The 18,908-nt window shown below is 72.4% G+C and carries 14 protein-coding genes; 6 read left to right on the plus strand and 8 right to left on the minus strand.

Going from position 1 to position 18,908, the window contains the following annotated elements; genetic code table 11:
* The 3 genes from IE330_RS32555 to IE330_RS32565 all read left to right on the plus strand — a co-directional run.
* Positions 1-786: phosphatidate cytidylyltransferase (locus tag IE330_RS32555; protein ID WP_190139774.1), on the plus strand; the 786-nt coding region annotated here is incomplete at its 5' end.
* Positions 783-2,156: a lysophospholipid acyltransferase family protein gene (locus IE330_RS32560; RefSeq protein WP_268257373.1), complete on the plus strand. Its 1,374-nt coding sequence runs from the start codon at positions 783-785 to the stop codon at positions 2,154-2,156. The genes IE330_RS32555 and IE330_RS32560, both read left to right, overlap by 4 nt.
* A 99-nt stretch (positions 2,157-2,255) precedes the next feature.
* Entirely contained in the window at positions 2,256-2,987 is a 732-nt protein-coding gene (locus tag IE330_RS32565) for a nitroreductase family protein (protein ID WP_190139776.1), read from the plus strand.
* Here the strand turns inward: IE330_RS32565 and IE330_RS32570 are convergent.
* Positions 2,966-4,093 carry an alkene reductase gene (locus IE330_RS32570; RefSeq protein WP_190139777.1) on the minus strand — a complete coding sequence of 376 codons (1,128 nt, stop codon included), beginning with the start codon at positions 4,091-4,093 and terminating at the stop codon, positions 2,966-2,968. The two genes, IE330_RS32565 and IE330_RS32570, sit on opposite strands and share 22 nt — an antisense overlap.
* Positions 4,094-4,300: 207 nt before the next feature.
* Here IE330_RS32570 and IE330_RS32575 point away from each other — a divergent pair, with 207 nt between their 5' ends.
* A complete protein-coding gene (locus tag IE330_RS32575; RefSeq protein WP_190139778.1) occupies positions 4,301-5,173 on the plus strand; it encodes an alpha/beta fold hydrolase in 873 nt (290 codons plus the stop codon).
* Positions 5,174-5,238: 65 nt separating this feature from the next.
* On the opposite strand, the gene pruA is transcribed toward IE330_RS32575, so the two are convergent.
* Both pruA and IE330_RS32585 read right to left on the minus strand, forming a co-directional pair.
* The gene (gene pruA, locus IE330_RS32580) at positions 5,239-6,870 is read right to left on the minus strand and encodes an L-glutamate gamma-semialdehyde dehydrogenase (protein WP_190139779.1); all 1,632 of its coding nucleotides are present in this window, start codon (positions 6,868-6,870) and stop codon (positions 5,239-5,241) included.
* A 53-nt stretch (positions 6,871-6,923) separates the two neighbouring features.
* The gene (locus IE330_RS32585) at positions 6,924-7,904 is read right to left on the minus strand and encodes a proline dehydrogenase family protein (RefSeq protein ID WP_190139780.1); all 981 of its coding nucleotides are present in this window, start codon (positions 7,902-7,904) and stop codon (positions 6,924-6,926) included.
* A gap of 256 nt (positions 7,905-8,160) precedes the next feature.
* Between IE330_RS32585 and IE330_RS32590 the strand changes: the two genes are divergently transcribed.
* Positions 8,161-9,327, plus strand: coding sequence for a PucR family transcriptional regulator (locus IE330_RS32590; protein ID WP_229926085.1), 1,167 nt, complete (start codon positions 8,161-8,163; stop codon positions 9,325-9,327).
* Between the two features lie 155 nt (positions 9,328-9,482).
* On the plus strand, positions 9,483-9,839 hold the full coding sequence (locus IE330_RS32595; protein WP_190139782.1) for a hypothetical protein: 357 nt from the start codon (positions 9,483-9,485) through the stop codon (positions 9,837-9,839).
* Positions 9,840-10,101: 262 nt separating this feature from the next.
* On the opposite strand, the gene serA is transcribed toward IE330_RS32595, so the two are convergent.
* The 5 genes from serA to IE330_RS32620 form a co-directional block, all read right to left on the minus strand.
* Positions 10,102-11,706, minus strand: a complete 1,605-nt coding sequence (serA, locus tag IE330_RS32600; RefSeq protein ID WP_190139783.1) for a phosphoglycerate dehydrogenase — start codon at positions 11,704-11,706, stop codon at positions 10,102-10,104.
* Between the two features lie 304 nt (positions 11,707-12,010).
* Positions 12,011-13,012, minus strand: a complete 1,002-nt coding sequence (gene ilvC, locus IE330_RS32605; RefSeq protein ID WP_190139784.1) for a ketol-acid reductoisomerase — start codon at positions 13,010-13,012, stop codon at positions 12,011-12,013.
* Between the two features lie 85 nt (positions 13,013-13,097).
* Complete coding sequence (ilvN, locus tag IE330_RS32610) at positions 13,098-13,622, minus strand: acetolactate synthase small subunit (protein WP_190139787.1); 525 nt, start codon at positions 13,620-13,622, stop codon at positions 13,098-13,100.
* A gap of 44 nt (positions 13,623-13,666) precedes the next feature.
* Positions 13,667-15,544, minus strand: a complete 1,878-nt coding sequence (locus IE330_RS32615) for an acetolactate synthase large subunit (protein ID WP_190139785.1) — start codon at positions 15,542-15,544, stop codon at positions 13,667-13,669.
* 308 nt (positions 15,545-15,852) lie between these two features.
* Positions 15,853-18,849, minus strand: coding sequence for a putative bifunctional diguanylate cyclase/phosphodiesterase (locus IE330_RS32620; RefSeq protein WP_190139786.1), 2,997 nt, complete (start codon positions 18,847-18,849; stop codon positions 15,853-15,855).
* Between the last annotated feature and the right edge of the window lie 59 nt (positions 18,850-18,908).

Below are 18,908 nucleotides of genomic sequence, written 5' to 3' on the forward strand. Positions count from 1 at the left end.
GTCGCCGTCGCCGCGCTGCCGCCCCGGGTCCGGGCGCGGGCCGAGCGGCGCAGGCGCTGGCGGACGTGGGTGCTGGCGGCCCCGCTGTTCCTGGGGCCGCTGTGGGCGGGCGCGGCGGGGGCGTGCGCGCTGGCGGCCGGGCTCGGCGTGGTCGCCGTGGCGGAGTACGCCCGGATGGCCGCCCTGGCGCGCGGGGAACGGGCGGTGCTCTGGCTGGCGGCGCTCGCGCTCCCGGCAGTGGCCTGGCTCGCCCCGGCCATCCTGGACCTGCGGGCGCTCGCGGCCCTCCTGGTCATGTCGGCCCTGCCCGCGCTCCTGACGGGCGACACCGCGCACGGCTTCACCCGGGCGTGCCGGACGCTCTTCGGCGTGCTGTGGATCCCGGCCTCCCTCACCGGCCTGGTCCTGCTGGACGGCACGGCGGTGGCGGTGGGCGTGGCGGTGGCCTTCGGGGACGTGGGCGCGTGGTGCGGCGGCACGGCCCTGGGCCGCCGCGGCGCGCTGGCCCGCCCCCTCTCCCCCCTGTCCCCGCGCAAGACGTGGGCCGGAGTCCTCGGAGCTGGCGCGGCCACGGCCCTGGCCCTGACGGCCGTCGGCGCCTTCACCCCCCTCCTGTGGGCGGCGGTCCTCACCGGCTGCGTCCTGGGCGACCTCCTGGAGTCGATGGTCAAACGTGAGACCGGGGTGAAGGACGCAGGCACCTGGCTCCCCGGCTTCGGCGGCCTGCTGGACCGCGTCGACTCACTGCTCCTGGCCCTCCTGTTGACGATGGCGGTGACACTGTGAACTACCGGCCCACCCGGCATCCCCAGCCCGTCCGGCGTTTGAGGACGAGGCCGAAGGCCAATGACCGAGCACCCAGGGACGGCAATACGAGATTCCAGCCCGTCCGGCGTTTGAGGACGAGGCCGAAGGCCGATGGAGCGGGGTCCAGGGGCGGCAGCCCCTGGTTCGGGAAGGGGCGGGCCCGGGGCGCCCCCGCGAGGACAGCACCATGGGGCGCCCTCGCCCGAGCGGCCCTCTGGCGCACCGCCCTCACCCTCACAGGAGGCCTCACCCACCAAGGCGCCCTGCCAGAGAAAGGCTGTGTCGTCGTGGCCAACCACACCTCCCACGCCGACACCGCGGCCCTGCTCGCCGCCCTGGCCCCCCGCCGCTCCCCCACCATCGCCGCGGCGGCCGACTACTGGTTCGCCTCACCGTGGAGGCGCCGGATCTGCTCCCGCCTGGCCGCGGGCTTCCCCGTACGCCGTACCGGCGGCGGCACCGAGGACCTCCTGGCCAAGGCGGACGCCCTGCGCCGGGGCCACGCGGTGGTGCTGTTCCCGGAGGGCACCCGGGCCCGGGCGGGCGGGCCGGGCGAGGTGGGCGCGTTCCACGCGGGCGCCCTGGTCCTGGCCCGGCACGCGAACGTGCCCGTCGTCCCCGTGGGCATCGCGGGCACCGACCGCCTCCTGCCGAAGCACGGCCGCATCCGCCCGTCCCTCGTACGCGTGCGGATCGGCGATCCGCTGCCGCCGACGGTGACGGCCGAGGAGGCCCGCGCGGCCGTGGCGGAGCTCCACCGCCGCACTGCCGAGGAACCACTCCCCGACTCGCGCGTACGCAAGCGCGTGGCGGCGGCGGCCGGTTCCCGGTGGGGCGTGCCGTCGGCCTTCGCGTGGGCGTGCGCGGAGGCGCTGAGCTGGCCCCTGCTGCCGGAGCTGCTCCTCGCGGCGGTCTGCGTGGCGCTGCCGCGCGCGGCGCTGAAGCTGTCCTGCGCGGCCCTGGCCGGGAGCCTGGCGGGAGGCGTGCTCGCGCTCCACCTGGCCGCGTCCGGCGTCCAGGCGCCGCACCCGCTCACCACCGACCGGATGCGGGCCGAAGTACGCCAGGAGCTGGCGGACGAGGGCGCGGCGGCGGTCCGCCACCAGCCGTGGAACGGCATCCCGTTCAAGGTGTACGCGGCCGAGGCGGGCCGCGCCGGGGTCGGGACCGGCGACTGGCTGGCCGAGTCGGCGGCCTCGCGCGGCTCCCGCACCCTCACCGTGGGCCTGGGCTGCGGCGCCCTCGGCTTCCTCGCGCACCGGTTCCGCCGCCACTACGGTACGTATCTGGCCCTGCTCGGCACGGGTTTCACGGCGGGCCTCGGCGCCGTCGTGGCCAACTGGTGCTGAGCCGCGCCGGGTTCGGCACCGGGGACACGGGCGCACGCCGGAGCGAGAACATTGGTCCGCACCATGGCGCGCCCCGCTCCCCCGCCCCAGAATCGGAGCATGCCTGATACCGAACAGCACAAGCCGGAGACCGGACACCCCGCCGAGCGCTGGACGCCCATCCACGGGCAGCCGTACCGCTCGGTGCCGTACCGCCCCGCGCGGATGCCCGCCGGCGAGTCCCTGGCGCGGGCGGCCGAGCTGGCGGAGCGGATGCGGCAGCGGCGCACCGTGCGGCAGTTCTCACCGGACCCGGTGCCGCCGCAGGTCGTACGGGACGCCATCGCGTGCGCGGCGACGGCGCCGTCGGGCGCGCACCAGCAGCCGTGGACGTTCGTCCTGGTCCAGGACCCCGAGGTGCGGCGGCTGATACGGGAGGCCGCGGAGCACGAGGAGCGGATCTCGTACGACGGGCGGCTCGGCGAGGAGTGGCTGGCGGCGCTGCGCCCGCTCGGCACCGACGAGGTCAAGCCGCACCTGACGGACGCGCCCGCGCTGATCGTGGTGTTCCAGCAGCGGTACTGGCTGGGCGAGGACGGCACCAAGCACAAGCACTACTACGTCGACGAGTCGGTCGGCATCGCCGTCGGCATGCTGCTCTCGGCGCTGCACCTGTCGGGGCTCGCCGCGCTCGTGCACACGCCGAGCCCGATGCGGTTCCTGTCCCAGGTGCTGGGGCGGCCGGAGAACGAGAAGGCGTTCGCGGTGATCCCCGTCGGCTACCCGGCACCGGACTGCGAGGTCCCGGACCTGGTGCGCAAGTCCCTGGATCAGGTGCTCGTGGAGGTCTGAAGCTCCCGGGCCGCCAGGGCCGGGTAGTCGGTGTACCCCTCGGGCCCGTGCGTGTACAGGTGGGCCGCGTCGAGGGCGTTCGGCGGCGCGCCCACGGCGAAGCGGTGCGGCAGGTCGGGCGTGGTGAGGAAGGCCCTGCCGTACGAGACGAGGTCGGCGCGGCCGTCCGCGAGGACGGCCTCGCCCGCCTCCCGGGTGGTCGGGTCGCCGTTCTCGCCGACGTTGGCGATGAGCGTGCCGTGCCAGTGGGGGCGCAGGTCGTCCAGGGCCGGGTAGGCGTCGTTGTCCGTGAGGTGGAGGTAGGCGAGCCCGAGGCCGTCGAGCTCGTCGAGCAGCGCGCGGTAGACCGGGCCCGGGTCGGCCTCGACCATGCCGAACTGGGGGTTGCCGGGCGACAGCCGCAGCCCGAGCCGCCCGGCGCCGAGGGCGTCGGCGACCGCGCGCACGACCTCCACCGCGAACCGGATGCGGTTCTCCACCGACCCGCGGCCGTACGCGTCGTCGCGGAGGTTGGTGTTGTCCGCGAGGAACTGGTGGATCAAGTAGCTGTTGGCGCCGTGCAGTTCGACGCCGTCGAAGCCCGCGGTGAGGGCGTTGAGGGCGGCGGCGACGTAGTCGTCCACGGCGGTGCGGATGTCGTCGAGGGTCATCACGCGCGGGGTGACCGGCTCGGCCTTGCCGCCGTCCCGTATGTGCACCAGCTCGGGCGAGACCACGGCGGACGGGGCGGCGGGGGCGTCGCCGTCGATGCGGGACAGCGGGTGGCCGTGGCGGCCGCCGTGCATGAGCTGGGCGAAGATCCGCCCGCCCGCGGCGTGCACGGCCTCGGTGACGTGCCGCCAGCCCGCGACGTGCGCGGCGGTCTCCAGGCCGGGGATGCGCCAGCCGCTCTGGCCCCGGCTGCTGGGCCAGATGCCCTCGGTGACGATGAGCCCGGCGCTCGCGCGCTGCGCGTAGTAGTCGGCGACGATCGGCAGCGGGGTGCCGTCCTCGTGGGCGCGGAAGCGGGTCATGGGGGCCATGACCATGCGGTTGGGCAGGTGCCCGAAGGGGGCGGAGTACGGGGTGAGGAGCCTGTTCTCGGTCGTGATGTTCTCGGTCGTCATGCGGGAACCGTAGAAGCTGACACAGGTGTCAGTTTCAAGTCCCCTCCCGCCCATCTTCCCCTTCATCGCCGCTGCGCGGCTCGCCCTCAGACGCCGGACGGGCCGGATCCCCCCACCTAACCCCTTAAAAGCCGTTGACTGGTTAGGGGTGCACGTGGTGGACTTGCGGCACGCCAACCACCAAAAGGCTTATGAGGGGTTAGAGGGATGCGCGCTCAGGTCCACCACCGCACCACCACCGTCCGCGGGCACGAGGTCTTCTACCGCGAGGCGGGACCCGCCGACGCGCCCGTACTGCTTCTGCTGCACGGGTTCCCGTCCAGTTCGCACATGTTCCGCGACCTCATCCCGCGCCTCGCGCACCGCTACCGCGTCATCGCGCCCGACCACCTCGGCTTCGGCCGCTCGGCGGCGCCCTCCGCCGACGCGTTCCCGTACACCTTCGCCGAACTGGCCGACGTGACGTACGAGTTCACCGAGCGGCTCGGCCTGAGCCGGTTCGCGCTCTACGTGCACGACTACGGCGCCCCGATCGGGCTGCGCCTCGCGCTCGCGCACCCGGAGCGCGTCACCGCGATCGTCACGCAGAACGGCAACGCGTACGAGGAGGGGTTCGGCAAGGAGGCCTGGGCGCCGGTGTTCGCGTACATCGAGAACCCGAGCGAGGAGACGGCGGGGCCGGTGCACGCGATCCGCTCCCTGGAGGGCGTCACCTGGCAGTACACGCACGGCGTCCCCGAGCGGCTGCGCAGCCTGCTCAGCCCCGACGCCTGGCACCACGACGCGGAGCGGATGGCCCGCCCGGGCCAGGACGCCGTCCAGCTCGGCCTCATCGGGGACTACGGCAGCAACATCGTGCTCTACCCGCGCTTCCAGGAGTACTTCCGCGAGAGCCAGGTGCCCCTGCTCGCGGTCTGGGGCGCCCACGACGAGATCTTCGTCCCGGCCGGGGCCCTGGCCTTCCCCCGCGACCTGCCGGAGGCGGAGGTGCACCTCCTGCCCACGGGCCACTTCGCCCTGGAGACGCACGCCCCGCAGATCGCCGCGCTCATGGACGACTTCCTCGCCCGGGCCCTCTGAACAGCACACCGCCCCCGGCCGGGGTGGGGCCCGGGCCGGGGGCGGAGCTGTGGGGGGCTACAACGTCAGCCCATGTGCGGGTACGTGTAGTCGGTCGGCGGGACCAGGGTCTCCTTGATGGCACGGGTCAGGGTCCAGCGCATCAGGTTCTGGGGAGCACCGGCCTTGTCGTTGGTGCCGGAGGCGCGGCCGCCGCCGAAGGGCTGCTGGCCGACGACGGCGCCGGTCGACTTGTCGTTGATGTAGAAGTTGCCCGCGGCGTAGCGGAGCTTCTCCATCGTGTACGCGGCGGCGGCGCGGTCGTTGGCGATGACCGAACCGGTGAGCGCGTAGGCCGACACCGACTCCATCTGGGTCAGCATCTCGTCGTACTTGTCGTCCTCGTAGACGTACACGGCGAGGAACGGGCCGAAGTACTCGGTCGTGAAGACCTCGTTCTCCGGGTCCGTGCACTCCACGACGGTCGGGCGCACGAAGTAGCCGACCGAGTCGTCGTACGTGCCGCCCGCGACGATCGTGCAGGTCTCGTCCGCCTTGGCGCGGTCGATGGCGGCCTTGTTCTTGGCGAAGGCGCGCTCGTCGATGACGGCGCCGATGAAGTTCGACAGGTCGGTGACGTCACCCATCGTGATGCCGTCGACCTCGGCCGCGAACTCCTCCTTGAAGCCCGAGTTCCAGATGGAGGCCGGGATGTAGGCGCGGGAGGTCGCCGAGCACTTCTGGCCCTGGTACTCGAAGGCACCGCGGGTCAGGGCCGTCTTCAGGATGGCGCGGTCGGCGCTCGGGTGGGCGACGACGAAGTCCTTGCCGCCGGTCTCGCCGACCAGGCGCGGGTACGAGCGGTACTTCTCGATGTTGTTGCCGACGGTCTTCCACAGGTACTGGAAGGTCTTCGTCGAGCCCGTGAAGTGGATGCCCGCGAGGTCCGGGTGCTCCAAGGCGACCTCGGAGACCGCGATGCCGTCGCCGGTGACGAGGTTGATGACACCCTTGGGCAGCCCGGCCTCCTCCAGGAGCCGCATGAGCAGCACGGCGGCGTGCGTCTGCGTCGGGGACGGCTTCCACACGACGACGTTGCCCATCAGCGCGGGCGCGGTCGGCAGGTTGCCGGCGATCGCGGTGAAGTTGAACGGCGTGATCGCGTAGACGAAGCCCTCCAGCGGGCGGTGGTCCAGGCGGTTCCACACGCCGGTGGCGTTCGCCGGCGGCTGCTCGGCGAGCAGGTCGCGGGCGTACTTCACGTTGAAGCGCCAGAAGTCGACCAGCTCGCAGGGCGTGTCGATCTCGGCCTGCTGGGCGGTCTTCGACTGGCCCAGCATCGTGGAGGCGGCCAGCGTCTCGCGCCACGTCGTGGACAGCAGCTCGGCGGCGCGCAGGATGATCGCGGCGCGGTCGTCGAAGGACATCGCGCGCCAGGCCGGGGCCGCGGCGAGCGCGGCGTCGATGGCGTCCTGCGCGTCCTGCTGCGTGGCGGCGCGGCCGGTGCCGATGACGGCCTTGTGGTTGTGCGGCTGGACGACCTCGAAGGGCTCGCCGCCGCCGAGGCGCTTCTCGCCGCCGATGGTCATCGGCAGCTCGATCGGGTTCTCGGACAGCTCCTTGAGCTTGGCCTCGAGCCGGGCGCGCTCCGGCGAGCCCGGGGCGTAGCCGTGTACCGGCTCGTTGACCGGGGCGGGGACCTGGGTCACAGCGTCCATGAGTTCCTTGGCTCCTTCTGTGCGGGGGGCTCTGTGCGGGAGGGGCGGGCGGCTCAGCCCTTGGTGAGGATGGAACGGCCGAAGAACAGCAGGTTCGCCGGCTTCTCCGCGAGACGGCGCATGAAGTAGCCGTACCAGTCGGTGCCGTAGGCGGTGTACACCCGCATCCGGTGGCCCTCGGCGGCCAGCCGGAGGTGCTCCTCGCTGCGGATGCCGTACAGCATCTGGAACTCGTACTCGTCCAGCTTGCGGCCGGCGCGGCGCGCGAGCTCCTGCGTGATGGCGATCAGCCGCGGGTCGTGGGACCCGATCATCGGGTAGCCCTTGCCGTCCATCAGGATCTTCAGGATACGGACGTACGCCTTGTCGATCTCGGCCTTGTCCTGGTAGGCGACGGAGGCGGGCTCCTTGTAGGCGCCCTTCACGACGCGCACCCGGCTGCCGGCGGCGGCCAGGCGGCGGGCGTCGTCCTCGGTCCGGAAGAGGTAGGACTGGATGACGCAGCCCGTCTGCGGGAAGTCCTTCCGCAGCTCCTCGTGGATGGCGAACATCGAGTCGAGGGTGGTGTGGTCCTCGGCGTCCAGGGTGACCGTGGTGCCGATGGCGGCGGCGGCCTCGACGACCGGCCGGACGTTGGCGAGGGCCAGCTCGTGGCCGGTCGGGAATTGTCCAGCGGGCCCGGAGGGCTCTCCGTTGAGGGTGGTGGCGGGCGACGGGAGGGACTGGCCGAACATCGACAGCTTCACGGACATCTCGGCCTTCTCGCCGTGGCCGAGGTCCTTCAGGCGGTCGATGAGCCCCAGGTAGGCGTCGCGCGCGGCGTAGGACTGCTCGACGGTGGTGATGTCCTCACCGACGACGTCCAGGGTGACCTCCAGGCCCTTGCCGATGGCGTCCTCGACGATCGGGACGACCTGGTCGACGGTCTCACCGGCGATGAACCGGTCGACGACCTGCTTGGTGCCCGGCGCCGCCGACACGAAACGGCGCATCTTGTCACTGCGCGACGCGGCAAGGATCACGGGACCCAGCACGGGGCACCTCCACGGGAGTACGAACGAGGGCCGCACCGGCGTCATTTTTGCGACAAAACCGGTACGGCACGGAGAACCACCGTGAAACCTAAGGATCCCTCCGATCCTGAGCTATCGACACCTGTCACGCATCCGTGCGCTGGATCTCAGACAGATGTCTGAGACCGGCCCCCGTCTGCGCGAGAATGGCTTTCCGGGCCCTGGACGGGACCGGCGGGACGGGGCGCGGCGCGAGGAGAGCGGAAGTGGAGCAGGAGTGAAGGGCGACTACCAGGAACTGGTCGACGAGATCTCGGCCCTGCTCGGCGCGCCCGCGACCCTGGAGAACCGCGACTTCGAGCTGATCGCCTTCGGCGCGCACGACGGCGGCGACGGCGACGCGCCGGAGCTCGACCCGGTCCGGACCCGCTCGATCCTCACCCGCCGCTCCACGGCGGCGGTCCGCGCCTGGTTCGAGAGCTACGGCATCACCCGCGCCACGAGCCCCGTCCGCATCCCGGCCACCCCCGCGGCGGGCGTGCACCGCGGCCGCATCTGCCTGCCCGTACGTCACCGGGGGTACGCCCTCGGCTACGTCTGGCTGCTCGACGTGGAGCCCGGCCCCACGGACGCGCAGCTCGCCGCCGCCATGGAGGTCGCCGCGCGCATCGGGGCGCTGCTCGCCGACGAGGCGAAGGCGGGCGCCGACCTGACCCGGGAGTTCCGCGCCGTCCTGACGGCGGAGCGCGGCTGGCAGCGGGACATGGCCGTGGCGGCGCTGCGCACGGAGCTCGGGGCGCGCGGCGAGGGCCTGCACGCGGTGGTGTGCGTGGCGCCCTGGCCGGCGGCGGGGCCCGAGGCGCGGCCCGCGCCGCGCACCGTGCCGGGGGCGACGGCCCTGTGCACGGTGCCCTGGGCCACCGCGGGCGCCGTGGCGCAGTCCCTGGCGGTGCTGGTGCGGCTGCGCTCGGCGGACGCCGTGACGCCCGCGGTCACCACGGCCTCGCGGCTGGTGGAGACGGCGGGCCCGGGCGCGGCCGCCGGGGTCGCCGAGCCCCGCTCGGGCCTGGAGGACCTGGGCGCGGCCTGGGGCGCGGGCGCGGCGGCGGCGCGCGCGGCCCGTGGCGAGCCCCGGCTCGGACCGCTCGCCCGCTGGTCGGACATCGGGCCCTACCGCCTGCTCACGGCGCTGCCCGCGGAGAGCGCCCAGGACGCGGTGGGGCGCGCCCTGCTGGCCCCGGCCCACCGCGAACTCGCCCGCACCGCGGAGGTCTTCCTGGACCGCGCGGGCCAGGCGGGCCGCGCGGCGGCGGAGTTGGGCATCCACCGCCAGACCCTCTACTACCGCCTGTCGCGCGTGGAGCAGCTCACCAAGCTGGACCTGGACGAGGGCGAGGACCGGCTGCTGCTGCACATGGTCCTGAAGGCGTCACGGCTGCGATAGCCGCGCAACAGGTCCGTACCGGCCGGTCACCCGTGGCCGAATGACGTGCCCATGGCCGATACAGTGCTGTGCGCCTCAGTACTTCACTGGGGCACCGTGCGCATCACGCGCACCACGCACCTCACGTATCTCAGCACAACGGAGGCCATCCCCCCATGAAGTCCAGGCTGTTGGGCCCCGCCCTCGCCACCGCGGCCATCGCCGCGACCACGCTCGGCGTCGCCGCCGTCGAGGCCCCGTCGGCCGCCGCCGCCGCGAAGCCGAACTGCCACAGCGCCATCATCAACGTGCCCGCCAAGGAGACGGTGAAGATACGCACGAGCCCCAGGACGAGCGCCACGGCCATCGGCGTGTGGGGCAAGGGCAAGAAGGGCGCCCTGTGCTCCGACGGCAAGTCCTTCAAGGGCGGCTCGTACAAGGCGTGCGGCAAGAAGAGCAACCTGTGGCTGTACGGCGGCCCGAACTCCTCCTCCAAGGAGGGCTACGTCCCCCGCACCTGCATCAAGTGGTAACCCCCGCGTGACCCGTCACTGAAACACCTCCGCCCGCCCCGAAGAGGGGCGGGCGGAGGAATTCAGCCCGTCCGGCGCTTGAGGACGAGGCCGCAAGGCCGATGAGCACAACCGGCCCGGCACTCGACGACGAGACCGCAAGACCGACGGCTTCAAGCCCGTCCGGCGCTTGAGGACGAGGCCGCAGGCCGAGGACCCAGCGCGTCCGGCGCCTGAGGACGAGGCCGCAAGGCCGAGAACGACGCCCAAGGCCAAGCGGCCACTAGCCCGCCAGGTTCACCGACCGCGCCGACGTCGCCCCGATCTCCTCCGCCAGCTCCGCGAGCACACCCGCCGGCACGGTGTCGTCCACCGTGAGGACGGCCAGGGCCTCGCCGCCGACGTCGGCGCGGGCCACCTGCATCCCGGCGATGTTGATCCCGGCCTCGCCGAGGACGCGCCCGACGGTGCCCACGACGCCCGGCCGGTCCGCGTACCGCAGCACGACCATGTGGTCGGCGAGCGCGAGGTCGACGTCGTAGTCCCCGACCGCCACGATCTTCTGGTGGTTCTTGGGCCCGGCGAGCGTGCCGGACACGGCGATCTCCTCGCCGTCGCCGAGCGTGCCCCGCACGGTGACCACGTTGCGGTGGTCCGGCGACTCGGAGGACGTGGTCAGGCGCACCTCGACGCCCCGCTCCTGCGCGAACAGCGGCGCGTTGACGTACGAGACCGTCTCGTCCACCACGTCCTCGAACACACCCTTCAGGGCGGACAGTTCGAGCACCTTCACGTCGTGCTGGGTGATCTCGCCGTACACCTCGACGTCGAGCCGGACCGCGACCTCGCCCGCGAGGGCGGTGAAGATGCGGCCGAGCTTCTCGGCGAGCGGCAGGCCCGGGCGGACGTCCTCGGCGATGACGCCGCCCTGGACGTTCACCGCGTCCGGGACCAGCTCGCCCGCGAGGGCGAGACGGACGGACTTGGCGACCGAGATGCCCGCCTTCTCCTGCGCCTCGTCGGTGGAGGCGCCGAGGTGCGGGGTGCAGACGACCTGGTCGAGCTCGAAGAGCGGCGAGTCGGTGCACGGCTCCTTGGCGTACACGTCGAGGCCCGCGCCCGCGACGCGGCCCTCCTTGAGCGCCGAGTACAGCGCCTCCTCGTCGACGATGCCGCCGCGCGCGGCGTTGACGATGCGCACGGACGGCTTGACCTTGTGCAGCGCCTCGTCGCCGATGAGCCCCACGGTCTCGGGCGTCTTCGGCAGGTGCACGGTGATGAAGTCGGAGACCTCCAGGAGCTCGTCCAGGGAGAGCACCTTGACGCCCATCTGCGCGGCGCGCGCGGGCTGCACGTACGGGTCGTAGGCGACGACCTTCATGCCGAACGCGGACATCCGCTGGGCGACGAGCGCGCCGATGCGGCCGAGGCCGACGACGCCGAGGGTCTTCTCGGCCAGCTCGACACCGGTGTACTTGGAGCGCTTCCACTCGCCGTTCTTCAGCGCGGTGTTGGCCTGCGGGATGTTGCGCGCGGTGCACAGGATCAGGCCGCAGGCGAGCTCGGCGGCCGTGACGATGTTCGAGGTGGGGGCGTTCACCACCATGACGCCGGCCTTGGTGGCGGCGGAGACGTCGACGTTGTCCAGGCCGACGCCGGCGCGGGCGACGACCTTCAGCTTGCGGGCGGCGGCGACGGCCTCGGCGTCGACCTTGGTCGCGGAGCGGACCAGGACGGCGTCGACGTCGGCGATGGCGGGCAGCAGCTCGGCGCGGTCCGCGCCGTTGCAGTGCCGGATCTCGAAGTCCGGGCCCAGGGCGTCGACGGTCGCGGGCGACAGCTCTTCAGCGATGAGTACGACCGGTTTGCCGTTGGCAGCAGTGCTCACGTGAGTCCTCACAAGTCCAATGCGGACGGCCGTCCCGACGGCCGCAGGCGGTGGAGGGTGCTAGCCGCGTGGAAGACGCACGACGCTGTGGGCCTGACGCGAATGTGATGTGCAGTGTAGTAGCGCGACCAGGCCCCTTTTCCCCCGGAGCGGCAGGATCACCCGCACGGGGAAGGCGACCGTACGTTCCAGCCCCCCGGTGTACGCGGAGCGGGGTGCGGGGCGGAGACCCGCTGCGCGAGCCCCGGCCGGGCGTGGGCGGTGGCGGCGCCGGGCACCCCGTGCGCCGCCACCGCCCCGTGCGTCACGCCTCGTCGTCGTTGACCCAGCTCATGAGCTTGCGCAGCTCCTTGCCCGTGGTCTCCAGGAGGTGGTCCTGGTCCTGCTTCTTGTACTCGTTGTACTTCTTGAGGCCGCCGTGGTACTCGTCCATCCACTGCTGGGCGAACGTGCCGTCCTGGATCTCGGCGAGGACCTTCTTCATCTCGGCCTTGGTGGCGTCGGTGATGATGCGCGGGCCGGTGACGTAGTCGCCCCACTCGGCGGTCTCGGAGACCGACCAGCGCATCTTCTCCAGGCCGCCCTCGTACATCAGGTCGACGATGAGCTTCAGCTCGTGCAGGCACTCGAAGTAGGCGATCTCCGGCTGGTAGCCGGCCTCGACGAGGGTCTCGAAGCCCGCCTTCACCAGCGCGGCGGTGCCGCCGCAGAGCACGGCCTGCTCGCCGAACAGGTCGGTCTCGGTCTCCTCGGTGAAGGTCGTCTTGATGACGCCCGCGCGGGTGCCGCCGATGCCCTTGGCGTACGACAGGGCGAGCTCGAAGCCCTTGCCGGTGGCGTCCTGCTCGACGGCCGCGATGCACGGCACGCCGCGGCCCTCCTCGTACTGGCGGCGCACCAGGTGGCCCGGGCCCTTGGGGGCGACCATGCAGACGTCGACGCCGGCCGGGGGCTTGATGAAGCCGAAGCGGACGTTCAGGCCGTGGCCGAAGAACAGCGCGTCGCCATCCTTGAGGTTGTCCTTGATGGACTCCTCGTAGACCTGCGCCTGGATGGGGTCCGGGACCAGGATCATGATGACGTCGGCCTCGGCGGCGGCCTCCGCCGGGGTGACCACGCGCAGGCCCTGCTCCTCGGCCTTGGCCTTCGACTTCGAGCCCTCGTGCAGACCGACCCGGACGTCCACGCCGGAGTCGCGCAGCGAAAGGGCGTGGGCGTGACCCTGGCTGCCGTAACCGATGACCGCGACCTTGCGGCCCTGGATGATGGACAGGTCGGCGTCGGCGTCGTAGAACAGCTCGGCCACTGGGAAACTCCTCTGTGTGCTGGTGTTGCGTCCCACCGTACGGCGGGCACGGTCGAGTAAGGGTGGGGTTCCGGTATGCGGAACGTCAGGCGGTGCGGTCCAGGGAGCGCAGGCTGCGGTCCGTGATGGAGCGGGAGCCGCGGCCGATGGCGATCGTGCCGGACTGCACGAGCTCCTTGATGCCGAAGGGCTCCAGCATCTTGAGCATGGCCTCCAGCTTGTCGCTCGACCCGGTGGCCTCGATGGTCACGGCCTCGGGCGAGACGTCCACGGTCTTGGCGCGGAAGAGCTGGACGATCTCGACGATCTGGGAGCGGGTCTCGTTGTCGGCGCGCACCTTCACGAGGACGAGCTCGCGCTGGACGGCCGCGCCCGGCTCCAGTTCGACGATCTTCAGGACGTTCACCAGCTTGTTGAGCTGCTTCGTGACCTGTTCGAGCGGGAGTTCCTCGACGTTCACGACGATGGTGATGCGTGAGATGTCGGGGTGCTCGGTGACGCCGACGGCGAGCGAGTCGATGTTGAAGCCGCGGCGGGAGAAGAGCGCGGCGATCCTGGCCAGGATGCCGGGGGTGTTCTCGACGAGGACCGAGAGCGTGTGCTTCGACATGGGGGTCATGGCGGTCAAACCTCTTCCTGGTGCTCTCGGTGCTCTCAGTCGTCTTCGCCGTCGCCGAAGTCCGGGCGCACGTCCCGGGCGGCCATGATCTCGTCGTTGGAGGTGCCCGCGGCGACCATGGGCCAGACCTGGGCGTCCTCGTGGACGATGAAGTCGATCACGACGGGGCGGTCGTTGATCGCGTTGGCCTCTTCGATGACCTTGTCGAGGTCGGCGGGGTCCTCGCAGCGGATGGCGTGGCAGCCCATCGCCTCGGACAGCTTGACGAAGTCCGGGACGCGGGTGCCGGCGCTCGGCTGCTTGCCGTCGGCGTCGGGGCCGGAGTGCAGGACGGTGTTGGAGTAGCGCTGGTTGTAGAACAGCGCCTGCCACTGGCGGACCATCCCCAGGGCGCCGTTGTTGATGATGGCGACCTTGACCGGGATGTTGTTCAGGGCGCAGGTGGTCAGCTCCTGATTGGTCATCTGGAAGCAGCCGTCGCCGTCGATGGCCCACACGGTCCGGTCGGGCATACCGGCCTTGGCGCCCATCGCGGCCGGGACCGCGTAGCCCATCGTCCCGGCGCCGCCGGAGTTCAGCCAGGTCGCGGGCCGGTCGTACTGGATGAAGTGCGCGGCCCACATCTGGTGCTGGCCGACGCCCGCCGCGAAGATCGTGCCCTCCGGGGCGAGCGTGCCGATGCGCTCGATGACCTGCTGCGGCGAGAGCTGGCCGTTGTCGGGGTGGTCGTAGCCGAGCGGGTACGTCTCGCGCCAGCGGTTGAGGTCGGCCCACCAGGCCGCGTAGTTCGTCCGGGCGGCCTCGCCGGTGCGGTCCGCGGTGTGCTCGGCCTGGATGGCCTGGACGAGGTCGGCGATGACCTCGCGGGCGTCGCCGACGATGGGCACGTCCGCGGCGCGGTTCTTGCCGATCTCGGCCGGGTCGATGTCGGCGTGCACGACCTTCGCGTACGGTGCGAAGCTGTCCAGCTTGCCGGTGACCCGGTCGTCGAAGCGGGCGCCGAGGGCGACGATCAGGTCGGCCTTCTGCAGCGCGGTGACGGCGGTGACGCTGCCGTGCATGCCCGGCATGCCCACGTGCAGCGGGTGGCTGTCGGGGAACGCGCCGAGCGCCATCAGGGTGGTGGTGACGGGCGCGCCGGTCAGCTCGGCGAGGACCTTCAGCTCGGCGGTGGCGCGGGCCTTGATGACGCCGCCGCCGACGTACAGGACGGGGCGCTTGGCGGCGGTGATGAGCTTCGCGGCCTCGCGGATCTGCTTGGCGTGCGGCTTGGTCACCGGCCGGTAGCCGGGCAGCTCCTGCTGCGGTGGCCAGGAGAACGTGGTGCGGGCCTGGAGGGCGTCCTTGGCGATGTCGACCAGGACGGGGCCGGGGCGCCCCGTGGCGGCGATGTGGAAGGCCTCGGCGATGGTGCGCGGGATGTCCTCGGCCTTGGTGACCAGGAAGTTGTGCTTGGTGATCGGCATCGTGATGCCGACGATGTCGGCCTCCTGGAAGGCGTCGGTGCCGATGGCCTTGGAGGAGACCTGGCCCGTGATGGCGACCAGCGGCACCGAGTCCATGTGGGCGTCCGCGATGGGCGTGACGAGGTTGGTCGCCCCGGGCCCCGAGGTGGCCATGCACACGCCGACCTTGCCGGTGGCCTGGGCGTACCCGGTGGCCGCGTGACCCGCGCCCTGCTCGTGGCGGACCAGGATGTGCCGGACGCGCGTGGAGTCCATCATCGGGTCGTACGCCGGCAGGATCGCGCCGCCGGGGATGCCGAACACCGTGTCCGCCCCGACCTCCTCAAGCGAGCGGATCAGGGACTGCGCGCCCGTGACGTGCTCGACGGGCGCGGACTGCTGCTGTCCAGAGGATCGGGGCCGCGGCTGCGGCTGGCCGGCCCCGGTGGCCTGCTCGGTCATCGGCATTCTCTTCTCGAAGCTGAGGGTTGTCGCTGAGGTCTGGCGGAGAACTTCGGGGTGACGCTGCGGGGTCGTGCGGGTGTGGCGTGTGCGTGCTTGCCTGGGTCGTGCGGGTGCTTTGCCTGGGTTTGGAAGGCACTGGTGCAACAAAAAACCCCTCGTGCCGTGAGGCAAGCGAGGGGAGCGCGCCGGGTGCGGTCGCTGGGTGTGTCTCCGGTGGCCCGGATCGCTTCCCAGCTTCAGCCGACGCGCTTTCCAAGTACGAGAATTCGGGTGCGCATGGCCAAGACCCTCCCTCCGGCGCGCTCCACCTGTCAAGTAGGTGGGACGGGCGTCTCATTATGTGAGCGGCCCAGCGGAACGGTCCCGGCCGCGTAGGCCGCGCCCATCCCGCCGAACGCGTCCGGCGCCGCACCGAAGGCGTCCGGGTCCGCCGGGCCGCCCACGCACACCGGCTCCACCGGCCCGCGGGGGACGGGGTACTCCCCCAGCGCGAGGGCCCTGCGCAGGCGGTACTCGTCCAGCGGTCCTGAGAACGCCATGCCCTGCCCGTGCGTGCAGCCCATGGCGCGCAGCGCCACCACCTGCTCGGGGTGGTCGACGCCGTCGGCGACGGAGTCCAGACCGAGGTCGGTGGCGATCCTCAGGAGACCAGACGTGATTTTGTGCAGGCGAGCGGACTCCACCACTCCTTCGACGAGCCCCCGGTCCAGCTTGAGGATGTCGAGCGGCAGCCGGCGCAGCGCGGTGATGCCCGCGCCGCCGCCGAAGCCGTCGAGCGCCACGCGCACCCCGTGCCGCCGCAGCGACGTCAGGCGCCGCTCCAGCTCGTCGAGCCCGACCCGGGGGTCGGTGTCCGTGAGCTCGATGACGAGCGCGCCGGAGGGCAGGCCGTGCCGGGTGAGCAGCGCCTCCAGGGAGCCGAGCGGCAGCGAGCGGTCCACCAGGCGGCGCGCGCCGACCCGCACGGTGACGGGCACCGCGTGCCCGGCGCGGCCGCGCTCGGCGGCCTGCTCGACGGCCTCCTGGAGCAGCCAGCGGCCCAGCTCGGCGGCCTTGTCGCCGCCCTCGGCGGCGCGCAGGAACTCGGCGGGCGTGAACAGCACGCCGTGCGCCGAGCGCCAGCGCGCCTGGGCGGCGACGGAGGCGATCCGGCCGCTGCCGAGGGCCACCACGGGCTGGTGCAGCAGCGTGAACTCGCCCTCGTGCAGGGCGCTGCGCAGCCGGGTGGCCAGCTCGGCCTTGCGGGCGACGTCGGCCTGCATCTGGGGCGCGTACAGCTCGACGCGGTCCTTGCCGCCGGCCTTGGCGCGGTACATCGCGAGGTCGGCGTTGCGCAGCAGCTCGCCGGCGCCGACGCCGGGCTCGGCGAAGGCGACGCCGATGGACGCGGCGACCCGGACATCGTTGCCGTCGATGTCGTACGGCTGGGAGAGTCTCAGCCGCAGGCGGTCGGCGAGCTCCAGGATGTGCTTCTCGCGTGCCTTCTGGTCGCGGGTGCCGTCGCCGACGATGAGGGCCGCGAACTCGTCGCCGCCGAGGCGCGCCGCGGTGTCCGAGGCGCGGACGGCCTCCTGGAGCCGCTGGGCGGCCTGGACGAGGAGCTCGTCGCCCGCCTGGTGGCCGATGGTGTCGTTGACGGCCTTGAAGCCGTCGAGGTCGATGAAGAGCACGGCCGTGCCCCGGTCGGTGACTCTGCGACCGCCGAGCGCTTGCGCGACTCGGCGGGTGAAGAGCGCCCTGTTGGGCAGGTCGGTGAGGGGGTCGTGCTCGGCGTTGTGCTGCAACTGCGCCTGGAGGCGCACCCGTTCCGTGACGTCGCGGCTGTTGAAGATCAGCCCGCCGTGGTGGCGGTTGACGGTGGACTCGACGTTGAGCCACTCGCCGCTGCCGGACTTGAAGCGGCACTCGATGCGTGTGGTGGGCTCCTCCACGGGGTTGGCGGCGAGGAAGCGGCGCACCTCGTGGACCACGCGGCCGAGGTCCTCGGGGTGCATGAGCGCGGCGAGCTCGGAGCCGACGAGTTCGTCGGCCTCGCGGCCGTAGACCCCGGCGGCGGCCGGGCTGACGTACCGCAGGACGCCGCTCGGCGCGGCGATCATGATGACGTCGCTGGAGCCCTGCACCAGGGAGCGGAAGTGGTTCTCCTTCTGGGCCAGCTCCTGGGTCAGCGTGATGTTGTCGAGCAGCATGATGCCCTGCCGCACGACGAGCGCGAGGACGACCGTGCCCGCGGTGAACAGGACGACTTCGTCGACGCTGCGGCCGTTCAGGACGTTGTAGAGGATGCCGAGCGTGCAGACCGCGGCGGCCAGGTAGGGCGTGAGCGCGGCGAGCGAGCCCGCGATCGGGCGGGTCGTCGCGTACCGTCCGCCGTCGGCCCACTCGTCGGGGACGCAGCGCACGTCCGAGCCGCGCGCCCGGCCGTAGGGCCGCTCGCTCCCGGGCACGGGCTCGGCCTCGGCGCGCCGGGGCGTGGCCCACGGGGCGTACGCGAGGAGCAGCGACCCGGCGAACCAGCCGGCGTCGAGCAACTGGCCGGAGCGGTAGCTGGCGTGCAGCAGCGGCGAGGTGAACAGCGCGTCGCACATCACGGTCAGCGCGAGGGCGCCGATCGCGGTGTTCACCGCCGTGCGGTTGGCCGACGACCGTCTGAAGTGCAGGGCCAGGACCATGCTGACGAGCGCGATGTCCAGGAGCGGGTACGCGAGCGACAGCGCGGCGTGCGCGACGCCGGGGCCGTCGAACTGCGCGGTGTGCGCGAGGGCGAGGCTCCAGGAGAGCGTGAGCAGCGAGCCGCCGATGAGCCACGCGTCGAGCCCGAGGCAGACCCAGCCGGCCCGGGTCACCGGGCGCTTGGCGAGCACCAGGAGCCCGATGATGGCGGGCGGCGCGAAGCACAGGAAGAACAGGTCCGCGAAGCCCCGCTCGGGCACGGGCTCACGCAGGACGACCTCGTGCCATCCCCACACGCCGTTGCCGCAGGCCGCCATCGCGGAGGAGAGCGCGAACAGCAGCCATGCGGGTCGAAAGCGGCTGCGCCGGGTGCGGGAGTAGAGGAAGCAGGAGACGGCGGCGGCCGCGGCGGCGGCGCTGAGGCCGAAGTCCCCCATGATGAGGGCGAGCCGGTCGGAGCCCCAGCCGAGGGCGGAGCCGGTGGCGTACCCCCCGCAGACCAGCAGCAGGAGGACCTGGGAGACCAGGCATGTGCCGGTGGCGGCCGGGCGCCGGGTCGCGGGTCCGCCCGGCGCGGGCAGGGGCGCGCCGAGCCCGCCGTCCAGCACGGACGCGGAGGCCGTCCGCCCGCTCACCGCGCGGCCCCGCTCGGGGCGCAGGCGCCACGGTCCTGGCCACCACCGTGCCCGGGTGT

It is taken from the genome of Streptomyces longispororuber (genome assembly GCF_014656095.1).
Lineage (GTDB): Bacteria > Actinomycetota > Actinomycetes > Streptomycetales > Streptomycetaceae > Streptomyces > Streptomyces longispororuber.

What these genes read in the sequence shown, in the direction of transcription:
- IE330_RS32565 (WP_190139776.1), top strand. Translation starts at nt 2,256, where the DNA reads ATGCCTGATACCGAACAGCACAAGCCGGAGACCGGACACCCCGCCGAG.
- IE330_RS32570 (WP_190139777.1), bottom strand. Translation starts at nt 4,093, where the DNA reads ATGACGACCGAGAACATCACGACCGAGAACAGGCTCCTCACCCCGTAC.
- IE330_RS32575 (WP_190139778.1), top strand. Translation starts at nt 4,301, where the DNA reads ATGCGCGCTCAGGTCCACCACCGCACCACCACCGTCCGCGGGCACGAG.
- pruA (WP_190139779.1), bottom strand. Translation starts at nt 6,870, where the DNA reads ATGGACGCTGTGACCCAGGTCCCCGCCCCGGTCAACGAGCCGGTACAC.
- IE330_RS32595 (WP_190139782.1), top strand. Translation starts at nt 9,483, where the DNA reads ATGAAGTCCAGGCTGTTGGGCCCCGCCCTCGCCACCGCGGCCATCGCC.
- ilvN (WP_190139787.1), bottom strand. Translation starts at nt 13,622, where the DNA reads ATGTCGAAGCACACGCTCTCGGTCCTCGTCGAGAACACCCCCGGCATC.
- IE330_RS32615 (WP_190139785.1), bottom strand. Translation starts at nt 15,544, where the DNA reads ATGCCGATGACCGAGCAGGCCACCGGGGCCGGCCAGCCGCAGCCGCGG.